Source organism: Streptococcus parapneumoniae (assembly GCF_037076355.1).
Taxonomy (GTDB): domain Bacteria; phylum Bacillota; class Bacilli; order Lactobacillales; family Streptococcaceae; genus Streptococcus; species Streptococcus parapneumoniae.
This window is the reverse complement of the sequence record NZ_AP026968.1, coordinates 1,722,006-1,739,807: the sequence shown is the minus strand read 5'-3', so window position 1 is coordinate 1,739,807 and position 17,802 is coordinate 1,722,006. Positions and strand designations below refer to the sequence as shown.

11 protein-coding genes and 1 pseudogene are annotated in these 17,802 nt (G+C 39.3%); 11 read left to right on the top strand and 1 reads right to left on the bottom strand.

Annotated elements, in window-relative coordinates:
* The first annotated feature begins 369 nt into the window (after window positions 1–369).
* From licT to pheT, 6 genes are all read left to right on the top strand, one after another.
* Window positions 370–1,209: a BglG family transcription antiterminator LicT gene (gene licT / locus SP4011_RS08800; protein ID WP_050242269.1), complete on the top strand. Its 840-nt coding sequence runs from the start codon at window positions 370–372 to the stop codon at window positions 1,207–1,209.
* A 17-nt stretch (window positions 1,210–1,226) separates the two neighbouring features.
* Window positions 1,227–3,065, top strand: coding sequence for a beta-glucoside-specific PTS transporter subunit IIABC (locus tag SP4011_RS08795; protein ID WP_164226404.1), 1,839 nt, complete (start codon window positions 1,227–1,229; stop codon window positions 3,063–3,065).
* Window positions 3,066–3,077: 12 nt separating this feature from the next.
* Window positions 3,078–4,493 carry a glycoside hydrolase family 1 protein gene (locus tag SP4011_RS08790; protein WP_338618851.1) on the top strand — a complete coding sequence of 472 codons (1,416 nt, stop codon included), beginning with the start codon at window positions 3,078–3,080 and terminating at the stop codon, window positions 4,491–4,493.
* 457 nt (window positions 4,494–4,950) lie between these two features.
* Window positions 4,951–5,997: a phenylalanine--tRNA ligase subunit alpha gene (gene pheS / locus SP4011_RS08785; protein WP_000103743.1), complete on the top strand. Its 1,047-nt coding sequence runs from the start codon at window positions 4,951–4,953 to the stop codon at window positions 5,995–5,997.
* A complete protein-coding gene (locus tag SP4011_RS08780) occupies window positions 5,997–6,506 on the top strand; it encodes an N-acetyltransferase (protein ID WP_338618850.1) in 510 nt (169 codons plus the stop codon). Before pheS ends, SP4011_RS08780 begins: the two co-directional genes overlap by 1 nt.
* A 76-nt stretch (window positions 6,507–6,582) precedes the next feature.
* Entirely contained in the window at window positions 6,583–8,988 is a 2,406-nt protein-coding gene (pheT, locus tag SP4011_RS08775) for a phenylalanine--tRNA ligase subunit beta (RefSeq protein ID WP_338618849.1), read from the top strand.
* A gap of 67 nt (window positions 8,989–9,055) precedes the next feature.
* Here the strand turns inward: pheT and SP4011_RS08770 are convergent, their stop codons facing one another.
* Window positions 9,056–10,057 carry an endonuclease/exonuclease/phosphatase family protein gene (locus SP4011_RS08770; protein WP_173212697.1) on the bottom strand — a complete coding sequence of 334 codons (1,002 nt, stop codon included), beginning with the start codon at window positions 10,055–10,057 and terminating at the stop codon, window positions 9,056–9,058.
* A gap of 155 nt (window positions 10,058–10,212) precedes the next feature.
* Between SP4011_RS08770 and SP4011_RS08765 the strand changes: the two are divergent.
* From SP4011_RS08765 to pnp, 5 genes and pseudogenes are all read left to right on the top strand, one after another.
* A pseudogene (locus SP4011_RS08765) lies at window positions 10,213–10,698 on the top strand (transposase); the annotation flags it as partial.
* Between the two features lie 48 nt (window positions 10,699–10,746).
* Window positions 10,747–11,040 (top strand): helix-turn-helix domain-containing protein, encoded by a 294-nt coding sequence (locus tag SP4011_RS08760; RefSeq protein ID WP_112445038.1) that lies wholly within the window; start codon window positions 10,747–10,749, stop codon window positions 11,038–11,040.
* 367 nt (window positions 11,041–11,407) lie between these two features.
* Window positions 11,408–13,657, top strand: a complete 2,250-nt coding sequence (gene metE / locus SP4011_RS08755) for a 5-methyltetrahydropteroyltriglutamate--homocysteine S-methyltransferase (RefSeq protein ID WP_049511043.1) — start codon at window positions 11,408–11,410, stop codon at window positions 13,655–13,657.
* Window positions 13,658–13,759: 102 nt separating this feature from the next.
* Window positions 13,760–14,626, top strand: a complete 867-nt coding sequence (metF, locus tag SP4011_RS08750; protein ID WP_338618846.1) for a methylenetetrahydrofolate reductase [NAD(P)H] — start codon at window positions 13,760–13,762, stop codon at window positions 14,624–14,626.
* A gap of 952 nt (window positions 14,627–15,578) precedes the next feature.
* Window positions 15,579–17,792, top strand: coding sequence for a polyribonucleotide nucleotidyltransferase (pnp, locus tag SP4011_RS08745; RefSeq protein ID WP_338618844.1), 2,214 nt, complete (start codon window positions 15,579–15,581; stop codon window positions 17,790–17,792).
* Window positions 17,793–17,802 lie beyond the last annotated feature (10 nt).

Below are 17,802 nucleotides of genomic sequence, written 5' to 3'. Positions count from 1 at the left end.
GTAACACAAACCCAACTTGTATTACTCAGTCAACTAAAATGATAGCATAAGAAAAAATCATTGTCAAGGGCTGAGCATACAAAAATGTTTAGCCCTTTCGTGTATCTGCATATATTTATATGGAAATTTAGGATTTCTCAAAAATTACGACACATACAAATTTCTACAAGTACTTGACAAATAGATTGAAATATCTTAAAATGAAAATGGTTGCAGAGTTATTAATTATTTAAGCTTCATGTCACCATTAAAAATTGAAATAAAAGGATGTTATCACTAATACAAGTGAGCAGGAACCTATTTAATCACATCGGAAGAAGTTTCTTGATGTTTTTAAGTAGGTTCCTTTTATTTTAAAAGGGAAATTTTATGATCATAAAACGAATACTAAACCACAATGCTGTAATTGCGCAAAGTAAAAAAGATATCGATATTCTTCTTTTTGGAAGGGGAATAGCTTTTGGAAGAAAAATTGGAGATAAAGTAAATCCAATTGATATTGAGAAAAGTTTTTTTCTCAAAAATAGAGATAATATGACCCGTTTTACAGAGATGTTTATTAACGTTCCTTTGGAGTTGGTGTACATCACCGAAAAAATAATTAATCTCGGTAAAATAACATTGGGTAATAATTTTGATGAGATTATCTATATAAATCTAACGGATCATATTTCTTCGAGTATAGAACGTTATAAAGAAGGAGTTATTATTTCGAATCCCCTACGTTGGGAAATCTCGAAATATTATAAAGAAGAATTTGAGCTTGGGAAAAGGGCTTTACAAATAATAAAAAAAGAGTTAGGTATTGAACTTCCAATTGACGAAGCTGCATTCATAGCGCTACATTTTGTTAATGCTAATTTAGAAAATAATTTTCAAGAGTCGTATAAAATCACTGAAATAATTATGGGAATTGAGAAAATCATTCAAGATTTCTATTGTACTGAGTTTAACCAAGATTCTATTGATTATTATAGATTCATAACTCATATAAAATTATTTGCCCATCGTTTGGTTGAAAATACAACTTATTGTGACGATGATGATGAAGACTTGTTAGCATTAATGAAAAATAAATATCCTAGGGAATATGAATGTGGTAAACAGGTGGCAATGTTTATACAAACTGAGTACAATTATTTGCTGACTTCTAGTGAATTAGTTTATTTGATGGCTCATATTCGTCGCTTAACAAAAAATTTAGATTAATAGAATAGGAGAATACCATGAGTTATAAAGATACGGTACAAAAAATCCTCGATGTAATTGGAGGCGAAAAAAATGTCAATAGAGTTACCCATTGTGTAACACGTTTAAGATTAGAATTAAAAGATGAAAATTTAGTCAATGATGATGATGTGAAGAAGATACCAGGTGTAATAGGTATTATGAAAAAGAATGGGCAATATCAAATTATACTTGGTAATGATGTAGCCAATTATTATAAAGAATTCATTAAACTTGGCAATTTTGAAACAGATTCAGTTGATCAAGGGCACAAAGGGAATATTTTAGAACGAATCATTGAGTATATCGCTGGTTCCATGACTCCAATCATTCCAGCAATGTTAGGGGGAGGTATGTTGAAAGTCTTGGTAATCATTTTACCAATGCTTGGTATATTGCAATCAGATTCTCAGACTATTTCTTTTTTGACATTCTTTGGTGATGCTCCATATTATTTCTTACCGCTGTTATTAGCTTATTCTGCATCACAAAAATTAAAAGTAACATCTACATTAGCTATGTCTGTAGCAGGTGTACTTCTCCATCCAAATTTTGTTCAAATGGTGCAATCAGGGAATCCTCTTAGTTTATTTGGTGCACCTGTGACACCAGCTAGTTATGGTTCATCAGTCATTCCAATTCTTATTATGGTTTGGTTGATGAAATATATTGAAAAAATGATTGCTAAATTAACACCAGCTGTTACTAAGAGTTTTTTGCAACCTACGCTAGTATTATTAGTATCAAGCTTTATTGCCTTAGTTGTAGTCGGACCTATTGGAGTAATTGTTGGTGAAGGATTATCAAATCTAGTTGGGCAAATGTATGGTGTAGCTGGATGGCTTACATTAGCTATTCTTGGTGCTATTATGCCATTTATTGTTATGACTGGAATGCATTGGGCTTTTGCACCTATTTTTTTGGCGGCATCTATTGCTACTCCAGACGTATTAATTCTTCCAGCAATGTTAGGGTCAAACTTAGCTCAAGGGGCTGCTTCGATGGCTGTTGCATTAAAGAGTAAAAATAATAATACAAAACAAATTGCTTTTGCAGCAGGTTTCTCAGCCTTACTTGCAGGAATTACCGAACCTGCATTATATGGTGTGACTTTAAAATATAAAAAACCGCTTTATGCAGCTATGATTGGTGGTGGATTAGCGGGATTATTTGCAGGTCTTACTAGTGTTAAAGCCTATCTATTTGCTGTCCCATCTTTGATAGCGTTGCCTCAATTTATTTATTCTGATGCACCATCAAATATTGTAAATGCTTTAATTGTGGCGGTCATTTCGGTTGTTATTACCTTTGTATTAGCTTATATATTTGGAATCGATGAAGAAGAGAGTTCTAGTAATTTAGAAGTTGAAGCTGGAGTTTCAAATAAAAAAATGATATTTTCTCCTATATCAGGAGAAATCATTCCGTTAAGCGATGTCCAGGATAAAACCTTTTCAGATAAACTAATTGGAGACGGAGTAGCGATTATCCCAAGTGAAGGTAAGGTTTATGCACCATTCGATGGGAAAATTACAAATATTTTTCCGACTAAGCACGCAATTGGATTGAAGAGTGATGAGGGTATTGAGTTACTAATTCATATTGGATTAGATACTGTTGAGCTAAAAGGTCAAGGTTTTATTAGTCATGTAGAAGAAGGAGACAGAGTTTTCAAAAATCAGTTGATTTTTGAAATGGACTTGAATTTAATCAAGAGTAAAGGCTACGAAACCGTTACACCAGTAATTGTAACGAATACCAATGATTTTCTAGATGTATTAGTATTACCTAATAATCAGACAATCGAGCATTCTAAGGAATTACTGGTAATATTATAATGGAGGAAAGTTATGACCATTTTTCCAGATGATTTTCTTTGGGGTGGAGCTGTTGCAGCTAATCAAGTAGAGGGAGCATATAATGAAGATGGTAAGGGCTTATCAGTTCAGGATGTGTTACCCAAAGGTGGATTAGGAGAAGCAACAGAAAATCCTACAGAAGATAACTTAAAATTGATAGGTATTGATTTTTATCATAAATATAAGGAAGATATATCCTTGTTTTCTGAAATGGGCTTTAATGTTTTTCGTACTTCTATTGCATGGAGTAGAATTTTTCCAAAAGGAGATGAGGAAGAACCTAACGAAGCTGGTTTGAAATATTATGATGAATTATTTGATGAACTACATGCTCATGGGATAGAACCACTTGTAACTCTTTCACACTATGAGACTCCATTATATTTATCAAGAAAATATCATGGATGGATTGATAGGAGAATGATTCATTTTTATGAAAAATTTGCTCGAACAGTTTTAAAAAGGTATAAAGATAAAGTTAAATATTGGCTTACATTTAACGAAGTAAACTCTGTTTTGGAATTACCGTTTACTAGTGGAGGAATAGATATACCTAAGGAGAATCTTTCGAAACAAGAATTATATCAAGCTATACATCATGAATTAGTCGCCTCGAGTTTGGTTACAAAAATTGCTCGTGAGATTAATTCAGAGTTTAAGGTGGGGTGTATGGTATTAGCTATGCCAGCTTATCCAATGACTCCAAATCCAAAAGATGTATGGGCGACTCATGAGTATGAGAATCTAAATTATCTATTTTCAGATGTGCATGTTAGAGGTTATTATCCGAATTATGCAAAAAGATATTTCAAGGAACATGACATTAACATAGAGTTTGCAGCTGAAGATGCAGAGTTATTAAAAAATTATACTGTAGATTTTTTATCGTTTAGCTATTACATGAGTGTGACTCAATCTGCTCTTCCAACACAGTATAATTCAGGACAAGGGAATATTATTGGTGGTTTAGTAAATCCTTATTTAGAGTCTTCTGAGTGGGGATGGCAAATTGATCCAATTGGACTACGTATAATTTTAAATAGATATTATGACCGTTATCAAATCCCATTATTTATAGTGGAAAACGGATTAGGTGCTAAAGATCAACTAATAAAAGATGAACTTAATAACTTAACCGTCCAAGATGATTATAGAATTCAGTATATGAAAGAACATTTATTGCAAGTTGCTGAAGCTCTACAGGATGGTGTTGAAATTATGGGCTATACGTCTTGGGGATGTATTGACTGTGTTTCTATGTCCACTGCACAACTTTCTAAAAGGTACGGTCTCATTTATGTTGATCGAAACGATGATGGAAGTGGTACATTCAATCGATATAAGAAAATGTCCTTTACTTGGTATAAAGAAGTGATTGAATCAAATGGAGAATCCTTATTCAAATAGTTTGTTTATTGATGATTAGATATTATCACGGTTAAGGCAACATCTCATTAAATATGAAATAAAGAGGTTTGGAAGACATCAAATTCTAAACCTCTTTATTTTATAGGGGGATTAATTAATTTAATTTTGTTACAGAAATTATAAATAGTTGATTTAGATAAGAATAAGCTAACAAGCAGAAGTGAGATAGGTCTTGCAAGAATGGTAAAAATCTGATAAACTAAGTAGTAATTGAATAGAAATCTGCAAGACTAGTAACTCAAGGGAAGTATATCAGGGAGGAGAGCCGTGACTGTAAGCTCTCTATATGAAAGCTGGGTGAATTCACTTGCGCATGGATTTAGAAATGAAGGTCTGACTTGTCAGATGAAAACGGATGGTACCGCGTGTCAACGCTCCGAGTGGAGTTTTTGGCATGTGGTTTTCTTTTTATCTACGAGCGACTGATGGAGGAATTATGTCAACTATTGAAGAACAATTAAAAGCGCTTCGTGAAGAAACGCTGGCTAGCTTGAAGCAGATTACTGCTGAAAATGAAAAAGAGATGCAAGATTTGCGTGTCTCTGTCCTTGGTAAAAAGGGTTCGCTCACTGAAATCCTCAAAGGGATGAAAGATGTTTCTGCTGAGATGCGTCCAATCATTGGGAAACACGTCAATGAGGCTCGTGATGTCTTGACAGCAGCCTTTGAAGAAACAGCTAAGCTCTTGGAAGAAAAGAAAGTCGCTGCACAGTTAGCTAGCGAGAGTATCGATGTGACGCTTCCAGGTCGTCCAGTTGCTACTGGTCACCGTCATGTTTTGACACAAACTAGTGAAGAAATCGAAGATATTTTCATTGGGATGGGTTACCAAGTCGTGGATGGTTTTGAAGTGGAGCAAGACTACTATAACTTTGAACGTATGAACCTTCCAAAAGACCACCCAGCTCGTGATATGCAGGACACATTCTATATCACAGAAGAGATCTTACTCCGTACCCATACGTCTCCAGTTCAAGCGCGTGCTATGGATGCCCATGATTTCTCTAAAGGTCCTTTGAAAATGATCTCACCAGGGCGTGTCTTCCGTCGTGATACGGACGATGCAACCCACAGTCACCAGTTCCACCAAATCGAAGGCTTGGTTGTTGGGAAAAATATCTCTATGGCTGATCTTCAAGGAACCCTTCAATTGATTGTGCAAAAAATGTTCGGTGAAGAGCGTCAGATCCGTCTGCGTCCATCTTACTTCCCATTCACAGAGCCATCTGTTGAGGTGGATGTTTCTTGCTTCAAGTGTGGTGGAGAAGGCTGTAACGTATGTAAGAAAACAGGTTGGATCGAAATTATGGGTGCCGGTATGGTTCACCCACGTGTCCTTGAGATGAGTGGCATCGATGCGACTGTTTACTCTGGATTTGCCTTTGGTCTTGGACAAGAGCGTGTAGCTATGCTCCGTTACGGAATCAACGATATTCGTGGCTTCTACCAAGGAGATGTTCGCTTCTCAGAGCAGTTTAAATAATGATTAGAAAAGTAGAAATGGCAGATGTTGAGGTGTTGGCTAAAATTGCCAAACAAACCTTTCGTGAAACATTTGCTCATGATAATACGGAAGAGCAGTTACAGGAATACTTTGAAGATGCTTATAGTTTGAGAGTTTTGTCAACTGAGTTGGAAAATCCAGAATCTGAAACCTATTTCATTATGCATGAAGAGGAGATAGCTGGTTTTCTCAAAGTCAACTGGGGAAGTGCTCAGAGTGAGAGAGAATTAGAGGATGCTTTTGAAATTCAACGCCTCTATGTGCTACAAAAATTCCAAGGATTTGGATTCGGTAAGCAACTGTTTGAATTTGCTCTTGAACTTGCTACCAAAAATAGTTTTTCCTGGGCTTGGCTAGGTGTTTGGGAACATAATACAAAAGCTCAAGCGTTTTATAATCGATATGGTTTTGAAAAATTTAGCCAACATCATTTTATGGTTGGTCAAAAAGTAGATACGGATTGGTTACTGAGAAAGAAATTAAGGTAAGAAGATGATTCTTCTATTGAAATGATAGGAAAGGAAAAGAACTAGAGTGGCAACTGTCATTCTGGAGAACTAAATTATGCTTGTATCTTATAAATGGTTAAAAGAATTGGTGGATATTGATGTTCCATCACAAGAGTTGGCTGAAAAAATGTCAACTACAGGGATCGAGGTAGAAGGTGTCGAATCACCAGCTGCTGGTCTCTCAAAAATTGTCGTCGGTGAGGTATTGTCTTGCGAAGATGTGCCAGAAACTCACCTCCATGTTTGTCAGGTTAACGTTGGCGAAGAAGAAGCCCGTCAAATCGTCTGTGGTGCCCCAAATGTGCGTGCTGGTATCAAGGTTATGGTGGCACTTCCGGGAGCTCGTATCGCTGACAACTACAAAATCAAAAAAGGAAAAATCCGTGGCTTAGAGTCACTCGGGATGATCTGTTCACTTGGTGAATTGGGCATTTCTGACTCCGTTGTACCTAAGGAATTTGCAGATGGTATCCAAATCTTGCCAGAAAATGCCGTTCCAGGTGAGGAAGTCTTCTCATATCTAGACTTGGATGATGAAATCATCGAACTTTCAATTACACCTAACCGTGCAGATGCCCTTTCTATGCGTGGGGTGGCTCACGAAGTGGCAGCCATCTATAACAAGGCAGTCAACTTTAAAGAATTTACTCTTTCAGAAACTGACCAAGCTGCAGCAGATGCTCTTTCTGTGAGCATTGAGACAGACAAGGCGCCTTACTATGCAGCTCGTATCTTGGACAATGTGACTATCGCACCAAGTCCACAGTGGTTGCAAAACCTTCTCATGAATGAAGGAATCCGTCCAATCAATAACGTAGTGGACGTGACCAACTACATCCTTCTCTACTTTGGTCAACCAATGCACGCCTTTGACTTGGATACCTTTGAAGGGATTGACATCCGTGTGCGTGAAGCGCGTGCTGGTGAAAAATTGGTGACCTTGGACGGTGAAGAACGTGACTTGGACGTGAATGACCTAGTCATCACTGTCGCAGACAAGCCAGTAGCCCTTGCAGGTGTCATGGGTGGTCAAGCAACAGAAATCTCTGAAAAATCTAGTCGTGTTGTCCTTGAAGCTGCTGTTTTCAATGGCAAATCTATCCGTAAGACAAGTGGTCGTCTTAACCTTCGTTCTGAGTCATCTTCTCGTTTTGAAAAAGGGATTAATGTGGCAACTGTTAACGAAGCCCTTGATGCGGCGGCTAGCATGATTGCAGAACTTGCAGGTGCGACGGTGCGTAAAGGTATCGTTTCAGCGGGTGAGCTTGATACCTCTGATGTGGAAGTTTCTTCAACTCTTGCTGATGTTAACCGTGTCCTTGGTACAGAACTTTCTTACGCGGATGTAGAAGACGTCTTCCGTCGTCTTGGCTTTGGTCTTTCTGGACATGCAGACAGCTTTACAGTCAGCGTACCACGTCGTCGTTGGGATATCACCATCGAAGCAGACCTTTTTGAAGAAATCGCTCGTATCTATGGTTATGACCGCTTGCCAACCAGTCTTCCAAAAGATGACGGTACAGCTGGTGAATTGACTGCGACACAAAAACTTCGCCGTCAAGTTCGTACCATTGCTGAAGGAGCAGGTTTGACAGAAATCATCACCTATGCTCTAACAACTCCTGAAAAAGCAGTTGAGTTTACGGCTCAACCAAGCAACCTTACTGAACTCATGTGGCCAATGACAGTGGACCGTTCTGTTCTCCGTCAAAATATGATTTCAGGTATCCTAGATACAGTTGCTTACAACGTGGCTCGTAAGAACAAAAACTTGGCCCTTTACGAGATTGGAAAAGTCTTTGAACAAACAGGTAATCCAAAAGAAGAACTTCCAAATGAAATCAACAGTTTTGCCTTTGCCTTGACAGGATTGGTTGCTGAAAAAGATTTCCAAACAGCAGCAGTTCCAGTTGATTTCTTCTATGCTAAGGGAATCCTTGAAGCCCTCTTTGCTCGTTTGGGACTCCAAGTAACTTATACAGCAACATCTGAAATTGCTAGCCTCCACCCAGGTCGTACAGCTATGATTTCACTCGGTGACCAAGTTCTTGGTTTCCTTGGCCAAGTGCATCCAGTCACTGCCAAGGCCTACGATATTCCAGAAACGTATGTAGCTGAGCTCAACCTTTCAGCCATCGAAGCTGCGCTTCAGCCAGCGACTCCATTTGTAGAAATCACCAAATTCCCGGCAGTCAGCCGTGACGTTGCCCTTCTCCTCAAGGCAGAAGTGACTCATCAAGAAGTTGTAGATGCTATCCAAGCTGCCGGCGTGAAACGTTTGACAGATATCAAACTCTTTGACGTCTTCTCAGGTGAGAAATTGGGACTTGGTATGAAGTCAATGGCTTATAGCTTGACCTTCCAAAATCCAGAAGATAGCTTAACGGACGAAGAAGTCGCACGCTATATGGAAAAAATCCAAGCATCGCTCGAAGAAAAAGTGAATGCAGAAGTGCGTTAAACGATAGTATGATACAAATTCCCCCTCTAGTTTATGAACACTAGAGGGGTGATTTTATATAAAATAATTAAAATGTGATTTCTGTAAAAATACATCTATGATCAGAGTTTTGAAAACTTACAATGTCTAAATCTCTAACATAGTAGTGGTTTTTAGGCAATAAGATATGATCTATCGTTGCATTAAAAAGTTTTGGACTTTGGCTATTCCAAGTTCCTCTTTCAAAAGGTGGTAGTACATTTAATGCGTCCCTATGAGAGCTTATTTTTGCAAGTGCTCCATGACGCATAGTTGCATTAAAATCACCTGCAATAATAGCCTTTGGATATTTTGAAGCCAATTGATTATGAATGATGTTTAAGTCTTGCTTCCAGATTTCCATTAAACCTGGCAGAGGAGGAGCAGTATGCAAAGCAATGATATCTGGTATATTTTGTTTTCTCGAATGTAATACAATTGTCCCGAACCGTGTTGTATGGAAAGTTTTAGCTTCTGTATAGAAACCATAACTTTTCTTGACAATCACAGTCACAGGAGCTATTCCACTGTCAGTAGGTGGAGAAGTAAAAATATCATAGTTGGCTATAGAAAGTCCAACTTGATGAAACAATAGTTTGATTCTCTGGTTTTCTTGCTCACCTCTGATATTGGTAGCTAGTTCAGGGAATATAGCCATATCAGCATCAAAATGGCTAAAAATTCGCTCAATATGTTGTGCTTCTATTTGATTAGCGACGTTCCAAGTTACTAATTTTAAGGTTTTAGTCTTATTTGATGTGGAAGAAAGGGTTTTATCTGTTCCGAATAATAGTAATATGAGCGATAATAAGAGCAAAATGCCAGAGTAAAACCGTATTTGTTTATTTTTCTTGTAAAAAGATAGGGAAAAAAATACGAAACTTAAAATAGAAGCCATAGTTGCAGTAGCTAAGGGGAAGGCATAAATCTGTGCCAAGATAGGTCTGGTAGATAGCCAAATATTAAGATTAGAAGATGGGAAAAAAGAATAAGCTATGATAGGGATAGCGAAGAGAATGACAGAAAGGGCAGAAAGAAATGTTTTAATCATTGTATGAGTACCTCAATTTGCAATGGTTGCTCGGAGCTAATGTGATTTTGTGACTTTACTTGATTGATATTCTTTTTCTTGTCTTCCTCATAGATTAAGTACAACCCAAGTAAAAAAAGTCCAATTTAAGATTGAAATGATTAAAAGGCACAGAAATGCAAGACAATTATACTACAAAAGGCAAACATTTGACAATCGATAGTCGTTGCTTAATCGAACGATGGAAAAAAGAAGGAAAATCAAATAGAGAAATTGCCTCTCTATTTGGAAAAGCTCCTCAAACATCCATACTGAAATCAAGCGTGGGACAGTCCGAAAATGTCTTGGGAAAGGGGGGTAAAGAGCTTTACTCTGCCGACTACGCTCAACAATTTTATGAAAATAATCGCAAGCGCTCGGTCAAGAAATCAAGCTTGACCAAGGAACTAAAGGAAAAGATTCTCCACTATCATAACCAAAAATTTTCGCCTGAAATGATGGTGATGGCTAAGGGCGTTAACGTGGGAATTTCAACCATTTACTATTGGATTCATCATGGAAAATTAGGATTATCAAAACAGGATCTGCTCTATCCTAGAAAAGGAAAAGCGCTTAAGAAACAAGCTAGTTCCAACTTTAAACCCGCTGGTCAATCTATCGAATCATAATTCGCTCATTATACATAGACGTAAAAGAAAGAGGGCTAAGTGATGGAGAATAGTGCTATTGGGAGTAACTGGAAGGATGTCCGATCTCAACTCTTTACAAAGGAGGAAATTCTTGAAAGTGATATGCGAGTGGCTATCATGAGTGAGCTGATTGAGGCTAGGCATGACCAAGGAATCAGCCAGAAAAAGCTGGAAGAATTCAGTGGAGTAAGCCAGCCTGTCATAGCTAGGATGGAAACAGGCAAGACAAGTCCTCAGTTGGATACAGTCTTGAAAGTTTTAGCCAGTTTAGGAAAGACACTAGCAGTCGTCCCCCTTGAACAGGAAAAGAGTTGATTAGAGTAGACTCATACTCAATGAAAATCAAAGAGCAAACTAGGAAACTAGCCGCAGGCTGTACTTGAGTACGGCAAGGCGACGTTGACGCGGTTTGAATTTGATTTTCGAAGAGTATTATAGTCTTTTCTAATAACAAGTCATAGTCACTTATAAGAATTACTAATAACGCGTTTGGCCAGTCTAACGGAAATATAGTTAAAAAACAAGCTACACAAAGGATTTGAGGCATTTGTTTCAAGTCTTTTTCTTTTGTATAAAACAGAGATATAGTTTCAAACTATATCAAAGCCTAATTTTTTACAATTATACAGACGCATTCTTTTCTGTTAAGATAGTTTCAACAACAAATTTTGGAGGACACATCATGTCAACTACAATCATCGGTTTCCCTCGTTTGGGCGAATTCCGCGAATTAAAATTTACAACTGAAAAATACTTTAGAAAAGAAATCTCAGAAGAAGAACTCTTGGCAGCCGCAAAAGACTTGCGTGCTAAACACTGGAACATTGTCAAAGAAAAAGGCATCACTGAAATTCCATCAAATGACTTTTCTCACTATGACAACTTCCTAGATGCAGCTTTCCTTTTCAACGTGGTACCTGCTTCAGTTCAAAATTTGGACTTGTCTGACCTTGAGCGCTATTTCGCTTTGGGTCGTGGTTACCAAGGAGAAAAAGGAGACGTTCGCGCCCTTCCAATGAAAAAATGGTTCAATACCAACTACCACTACATCGTTCCTAAATTTGAAAAAGACACTCAAGTCAAACTTGCAGGTCACAAGATCTTTGATGAGTTCCAAGAAGCTAAAGAACTTGGTCTCAACACTCGTCCTGTCCTTGTAGGTCCATTCACTTTCCTTCAATTGTCAGACTTTGAAGAAGGCGTGAAAGCAGAAGACTTCGTAGACAGCTTAGTTGCTGCTTACCAAGAAGTTTTTGCAAAATTGGCTGAACTTGGTGCGACTCGCATCCAATTGGATGAAGCGGCTCTTGTAAAAGACTTGACAGCCGAAGAAAAAGCTCTCTTCTTGAACCTCTACAACAAACTCTTGGCTGACAAAAAAGGTCTTGAAGTCTTGCTTCAAACTTACTTCGGTGACGTTCGTGACGTTTACGCTGACCTTGTGAAATTGCCAGTAGATGCTATCGGTCTTGATTTCGTTGAAGGTAAGAAAACTCTTGAATTGGTTAAAGGTGGCTTCCCAGCTGACAAGACTCTTTATGCAGGTATTGTCAATGGTAAAAACATCTGGCGTAACAACTACGAAAAGAGCTTGGCTGTTCTTGAGCAAATCCCAGCTGAAAACATTGTGTTGACAAGCTCATGCTCACTTCTTCATGTGCCATTTACAACTGCTAATGAAGAATTTGAACCAGCAATCTTGAACCACTTTGCCTTTGCAGTTGAAAAATTGGATGAGATTCGTGATTTGGATGCTATCCGCAATGGTCAAGGTGAAGAAGCACTTGCAGCTAACAAAGAACTCTTTGCGACTGAGCGTGTTGGTGAAAATGCGGAACTTCGTGCGCGTATCGCTGGCTTGACAGATGCAGACTACACTCGTTTACCAGCCTTTGCAGAACGTGAAGCTATCCAAGAAGAAGCTTTCAAACTTCCAGCTCTTCCAACAACAACTATCGGTTCATTCCCTCAAACAAAAGAAGTTCGTGCTAAACGTTTGGCTTATCGTAAAGGTGAGTTGTCTCAAGAAGAGTACGATGCTTTCCTTGCTGAAACGATCGATGAATGGATCAAATGGCAAGAAGATATCGACTTTGATGTCCTTGTTCACGGTGAATTTGAGCGTAACGACATGGTTGAGTACTTCGGTCAAAACTTGTCAGGTTACCTCTTCTCTAAAAATGGTTGGGTACAATCATACGGTATGCGTGGGGTGAAACCACCAATCATCTGGGGTGATGTAACTCGTCTTAACCCTATCACTGTTAAATGGTCTAGCTATGCACAAAGCCGTACAAATAAACCTGTTAAAGGTATGTTGACTGGACCTGTTACCATCCTCAACTGGTCATTCCCACGTGAAGACATCTCTATCAAGGATTCTACTCTTCAAATCGCCCTTGCTATCAAGGATGAAGTACTTGACCTTGAAGCTGCTGGTGTGAAAATCATTCAAATCGACGAGGCTGCTCTTCGTGAAAAATTGCCACTCCGTCGTAGCGACTGGTACGAAGACTACCTTGACTGGGCAATTCCTGCCTTCCGCTTGGTACACTCAACAGTAGCGCCAGATACTCAAATCCACACTCACATGTGTTATTCAGAATTTACTGATATCATCCCAGCTATCGACAACATGGATGCAGATGTTATTTCCTTTGAAGCTAGCCGTTCAAACCTTGAAATCTTGGACGAACTCAAAGCGAAAAACTTCCAAACAGAAGTGGGCCCTGGGGTTTACGATATCCACTCACCTCGTGTACCAAATGAAGGCGAAATCGACAATACAATCGAAGCCATCCTTGCTAAAGTGCCAAGCAAGAAAGTTTGGATCAACCCTGACTGTGGTTTGAAAACACGTGGTATTCCAGAAACAAAAGAAAGCTTGATCCGCCTTGTTGAAGCAGCGAAAGCTGCGCGTGAGAAATTGTAAGATAAGGATTTCTCAAGAAGCGCTGTTTGGTCATTCTGCCTGTTTCACTTGGATTCTAGGAATCCAGCTAACGAAAAAATCAACTAGAAAAGGATAATGACTATGTCACGCCAAACACCGTCACTCTCATTTGAAGTGTTCCCTCCCAACCCAGCCGTGGGTAATGATAACATTATTTCTGCTCTTCAAGATATGCAGGAGTTGGCTCCCCACTTTATCAGTGTGACTGCCAGCAATAATAAATTTAATATCAAGGAAACAACGGTCCGTTTGGCCGACTTTATCCAAAATGACTTGGCGATTCCGACTATTGCTCACTTGCCAGCCATCTATTTGACCAAGGACAAGGTTGCTGAAACCATTGCTGATTTGGACAAGGTTGGAGTGCAGAAAATCTTGGCTCTTCGTGGAGATATTATTCCTGATGTGGAACCACAAAAGGATTTTCGCTACGCAACTGACTTGATCGAGTTCATCAAGGAACAAGCCCCTCACTTTGATATTGTTGGTGCTTGTTATCCAGAAGGTCATCCAGATTCACCAAATCAGATTTTAGATATTCAAAATCTTAAGAAGAAAGTAGATGCAGGTTGTTCGAGCCTCGTAACTCAGCTTTTCTTTGACAATGAGCGCTTCTATGATTTCCAAGACAAGTGCATCTTGGCTGGGATTGATGTACCCATTCATGCAGGGATTATGCCAATTCTGAATCGAAATCAGGCTCTCCGCCTCTTGAAGACTTGTGAGAATATCCATCTTCCACGCAAATTTAAAGCCATCTTAGACAAGTATGAGCATGACCCTGAGTCGCTCAGAGCAGCAGGACTTGCCTATGCAGTGGACCAAATTGTGGACTTGGTAACTCAGGATGTTGCCGGTGTGCATCTCTACACTATGAACAATGCTGAAACAGCAAAATACATCCATCAAGCAACACATGCCTTGTTTAATCATCAGTCTCTAGGATAATAAAAAGCAAACCATTCTTCTCAGGTGAGGGGAATGGTTCCTTTTTAATGGTAAAGACCGCACTTTTTAAGAAAAATATGATAAAATAGACTCTGTACGTACTTGATACAAAGATGAGGGTATTTAGGTTGTAGAAGTTTGTTTAAAGTTGATTATTTTTTAAACAAAATCTAATAATGTGTGTCTCAAAAAACACGAACAGAGTGAGTATTTAAAAGATATTTCACGCTATCGTGGTATCTTAGATGATAACAATATTATTATCTAAGACGGGATTTTTGAGAGTAAAATAGTTCGGGAAACTATTTTAGCCTGAGCATAGAAATGAGAAGGCGAAGTAATTAAAAATTACCATTGAAATTCCATTGGATTTCTAAAATCATCCACTGGATAATTTTACCTCCCGTCCGCACTATTTCAGGGAAATATCAAAAAGATACTTAATTGAATTTTGGCCTCATTTCTTAGGAAAAAAGATAAGCTTACTAGCACTCATCGAGTGCGGCGTCACCTTCCTATTTTTCTACAGAAATATTCGGCAAGCCGAACCGTCCAAAATATATTGAGTAACTGAACACACCTACAACTCTGTGGAAAAAGATAAATCTACCTAGGAGCATTCGCTCCGTCGTTCGATTTCCTATTTTCCTTTGAGTTGCTTAACGGCTTAGTATCTTGAGTAATTGAACACGGCCGAAAAGCTGTGTAAAAAAGATAAACTGTCTTGTCTTCATCGAAGACTTCGTCAGTTTCCTATTTTTACTTTGCTTTTGACGTCCAAAATATCTTGAGTAATTGAACACGGGCTAAATCCCTAGTGAAAAAGATAGATTTCTTGGTGCGCATCGCACACTGCGTCAATCTCCTATTTTCATACGGGATTCTTCACGCCCTTAGTATCTTGATCTTTGTAGGCAAGGCGTATAATTTCATCAATCCAAAGGGGATTAAAATGACAAAACAAGTGTTTCAAACGACTTTTGCGGGTCGTGAGTTAATTGTAGAGACTGGTCAGGTTGCTAAGCAAGCAAATGGCTCTGTTGTCGTGCGTTACGGTGAGTCAACTGTCTTGACTGCTGCCGTTATGTCTAAGAAAATGGCAACTGGGGATTTCTTCCCTCTTCAAGTCAACTACGAAGAAAAAATGTATGCGGCTGGGAAGTTTCCTGGTGGCTTTATGAAACGTGAAGGACGTCCTTCAACAGATGCGACTTTGACAGCGCGTTTGATTGACCGTCCAATCCGTCCGATGTTTGCGGAAGGTTTCCGTAATGAAGTGCAAGTGATTAACACCGTGCTTTCTTATGATGAAAATGCTTCTGCACCGATGGCAGCTATGTTTGGTTCATCCTTGGCGCTTTCTATTTCAGATATTCCGTTTGATGGACCGATCGCTGGGGTACAAGTGGGCTATGTAGATGGCCAAATCATCATCAACCCTACGCAAGAACAGGCAGAGCAATCTCTCCTTGAATTGACAGTAGCTGGTACCAAACACGCCATCAACATGGTAGAGTCTGGTGCCAAAGAATTGTCAGAAGAAATCATGTTGGAAGCTCTTCTTAAAGGGCATGAAGCAGTCAAAGAATTGATTGCCTTCCAAGAAGAAATCGTTGCAGAAGTTGGTAAAGAAAAAGCAGAAGTAGAATTGCTTCATGTGGACGCTGACTTGCAAGCTGAAATCATCGCAGCCTACAACAGTGACCTCCAAAAAGCGGTCCAAGTAGAGGAAAAATTGGCTCGTGAAGCTGCAACTCAAGCAGTTAAGGACCAAGTTACTGCCGTTTACGAAGAAAAATATGCAGACCATGAGGAATTTGACCGTATCATGCGAGATGTGGCTGAAATCTTGGAACAAATGGAACACGCTGAAGTGCGCCGTTTGATCACAGAAGATAAGGTACGTCCTGATGGTCGTAAGGTCGATGAAATCCGTCCTTTGGATGCGGTTGTTGACTTCCTTCCTCGTGTGCACGGTTCAGGTCTCTTCACTCGTGGACAAACTCAAGCCCTTTCAGTCTTGACCTTGGCTCCGATGGGTGAAACTCAAATCATTGATGGTTTGGATCCAGAGTACAAGAAACGCTTTATGCACCACTATAACTTCCCACAATACTCTGTAGGGGAAACTGGTCGTTACGGTGCGCCAGGTCGTCGTGAAATCGGTCACGGTGCTCTCGGTGAGCGTGCCCTTGCTCAAGTCTTGCCAAGTTTGGAAGAATTCCCATACGCTATCCGTCTAGTAGCAGAAGTTTTGGAATCAAACGGTTCTTCATCTCAGGCTTCTATCTGTGCAGGAACTCTTGCCCTTATGGCTGGTGGTGTGCCAATCAAGGCGCCAGTAGCTGGTATTGCCATGGGACTTATCTCAGATGGAAACAACTATACAGTTTTGACAGATATCCAAGGTTTGGAAGACCACTTTGGAGATATGGACTTCAAGGTTGCAGGAACTCGTGACGGGATTACAGCCCTACAAATGGATATCAAAATTCAAGGGATTACTGCAGAAATCTTGACTGAGGCTCTTGCCCAAGCCAAGAAAGCGCGTTTTGAAATCCTTGATGTGATTGAAGCAACCATTCCAGAAGTTCGTCCAGAATTGGCTCCAACTGCTCCGAAAATTGATACCATCAAGATTGATGTGGACAAGATTAAGATTGTCATCGGTAAGGGTGGAGAAACCATCGACAAGATTATCGCCGAAACAGGCGTTAAGATTGATATCGACGAAGAAGGAAATGTGTCTATCTACTCTAGCGACCAAGATGCTATTAACCGTGCTAAAGAAATTATTGCTGGTTTGGTCCGTGAAGCTAAGGTGGACGAAGTTTACCGTGCTAAAGTCGTTCGTATCGAGAAATTTGGTGCCTTTGTTAACCTCTTTGATAAGACAGATGCCCTTGTTCATATCTCTGAGATGGCTTGGACACGTACTAACCGTGTAGAAGACTTGGTAGAAATCGGAGATGAAGTCGATGTTAAGGTTATTAAGATTGATGAAAAAGGTCGTATCGATGCCTCTATGAAAGCTCTTCTTCCTCGTCCTCCAAAACCTGAACGTGATGAAAAAGGTGAAAAATCAGAACGTCCTCAACGCCCACGTCATCACAAGGATCACAAACCTAAGAAAGAATTTACAGAAACACCAAAAGATTCAGAATAAGAAAAGGAGA

Coding starts and splice junctions, on each gene's coding strand:
- licT (WP_050242269.1), top strand. CDS start 370: ATGATCATAAAACGAATACTAAACCACAATGCTGTAATTGCGCAAAGT.
- SP4011_RS08795 (WP_164226404.1), top strand. CDS start 1,227: ATGAGTTATAAAGATACGGTACAAAAAATCCTCGATGTAATTGGAGGC.
- SP4011_RS08790 (WP_338618851.1), top strand. CDS start 3,078: ATGACCATTTTTCCAGATGATTTTCTTTGGGGTGGAGCTGTTGCAGCT.
- pheS (WP_000103743.1), top strand. CDS start 4,951: ATGTCAACTATTGAAGAACAATTAAAAGCGCTTCGTGAAGAAACGCTG.
- SP4011_RS08780 (WP_338618850.1), top strand. CDS start 5,997: ATGATTAGAAAAGTAGAAATGGCAGATGTTGAGGTGTTGGCTAAAATT.
- pheT (WP_338618849.1), top strand. CDS start 6,583: ATGCTTGTATCTTATAAATGGTTAAAAGAATTGGTGGATATTGATGTT.
- SP4011_RS08770 (WP_173212697.1), bottom strand. CDS start 10,057: ATGATTAAAACATTTCTTTCTGCCCTTTCTGTCATTCTCTTCGCTATC.
- SP4011_RS08760 (WP_112445038.1), top strand. CDS start 10,747: ATGGAGAATAGTGCTATTGGGAGTAACTGGAAGGATGTCCGATCTCAA.
- metE (WP_049511043.1), top strand. CDS start 11,408: ATGTCAACTACAATCATCGGTTTCCCTCGTTTGGGCGAATTCCGCGAA.
- metF (WP_338618846.1), top strand. CDS start 13,760: ATGTCACGCCAAACACCGTCACTCTCATTTGAAGTGTTCCCTCCCAAC.
- pnp (WP_338618844.1), top strand. CDS start 15,579: ATGACAAAACAAGTGTTTCAAACGACTTTTGCGGGTCGTGAGTTAATT.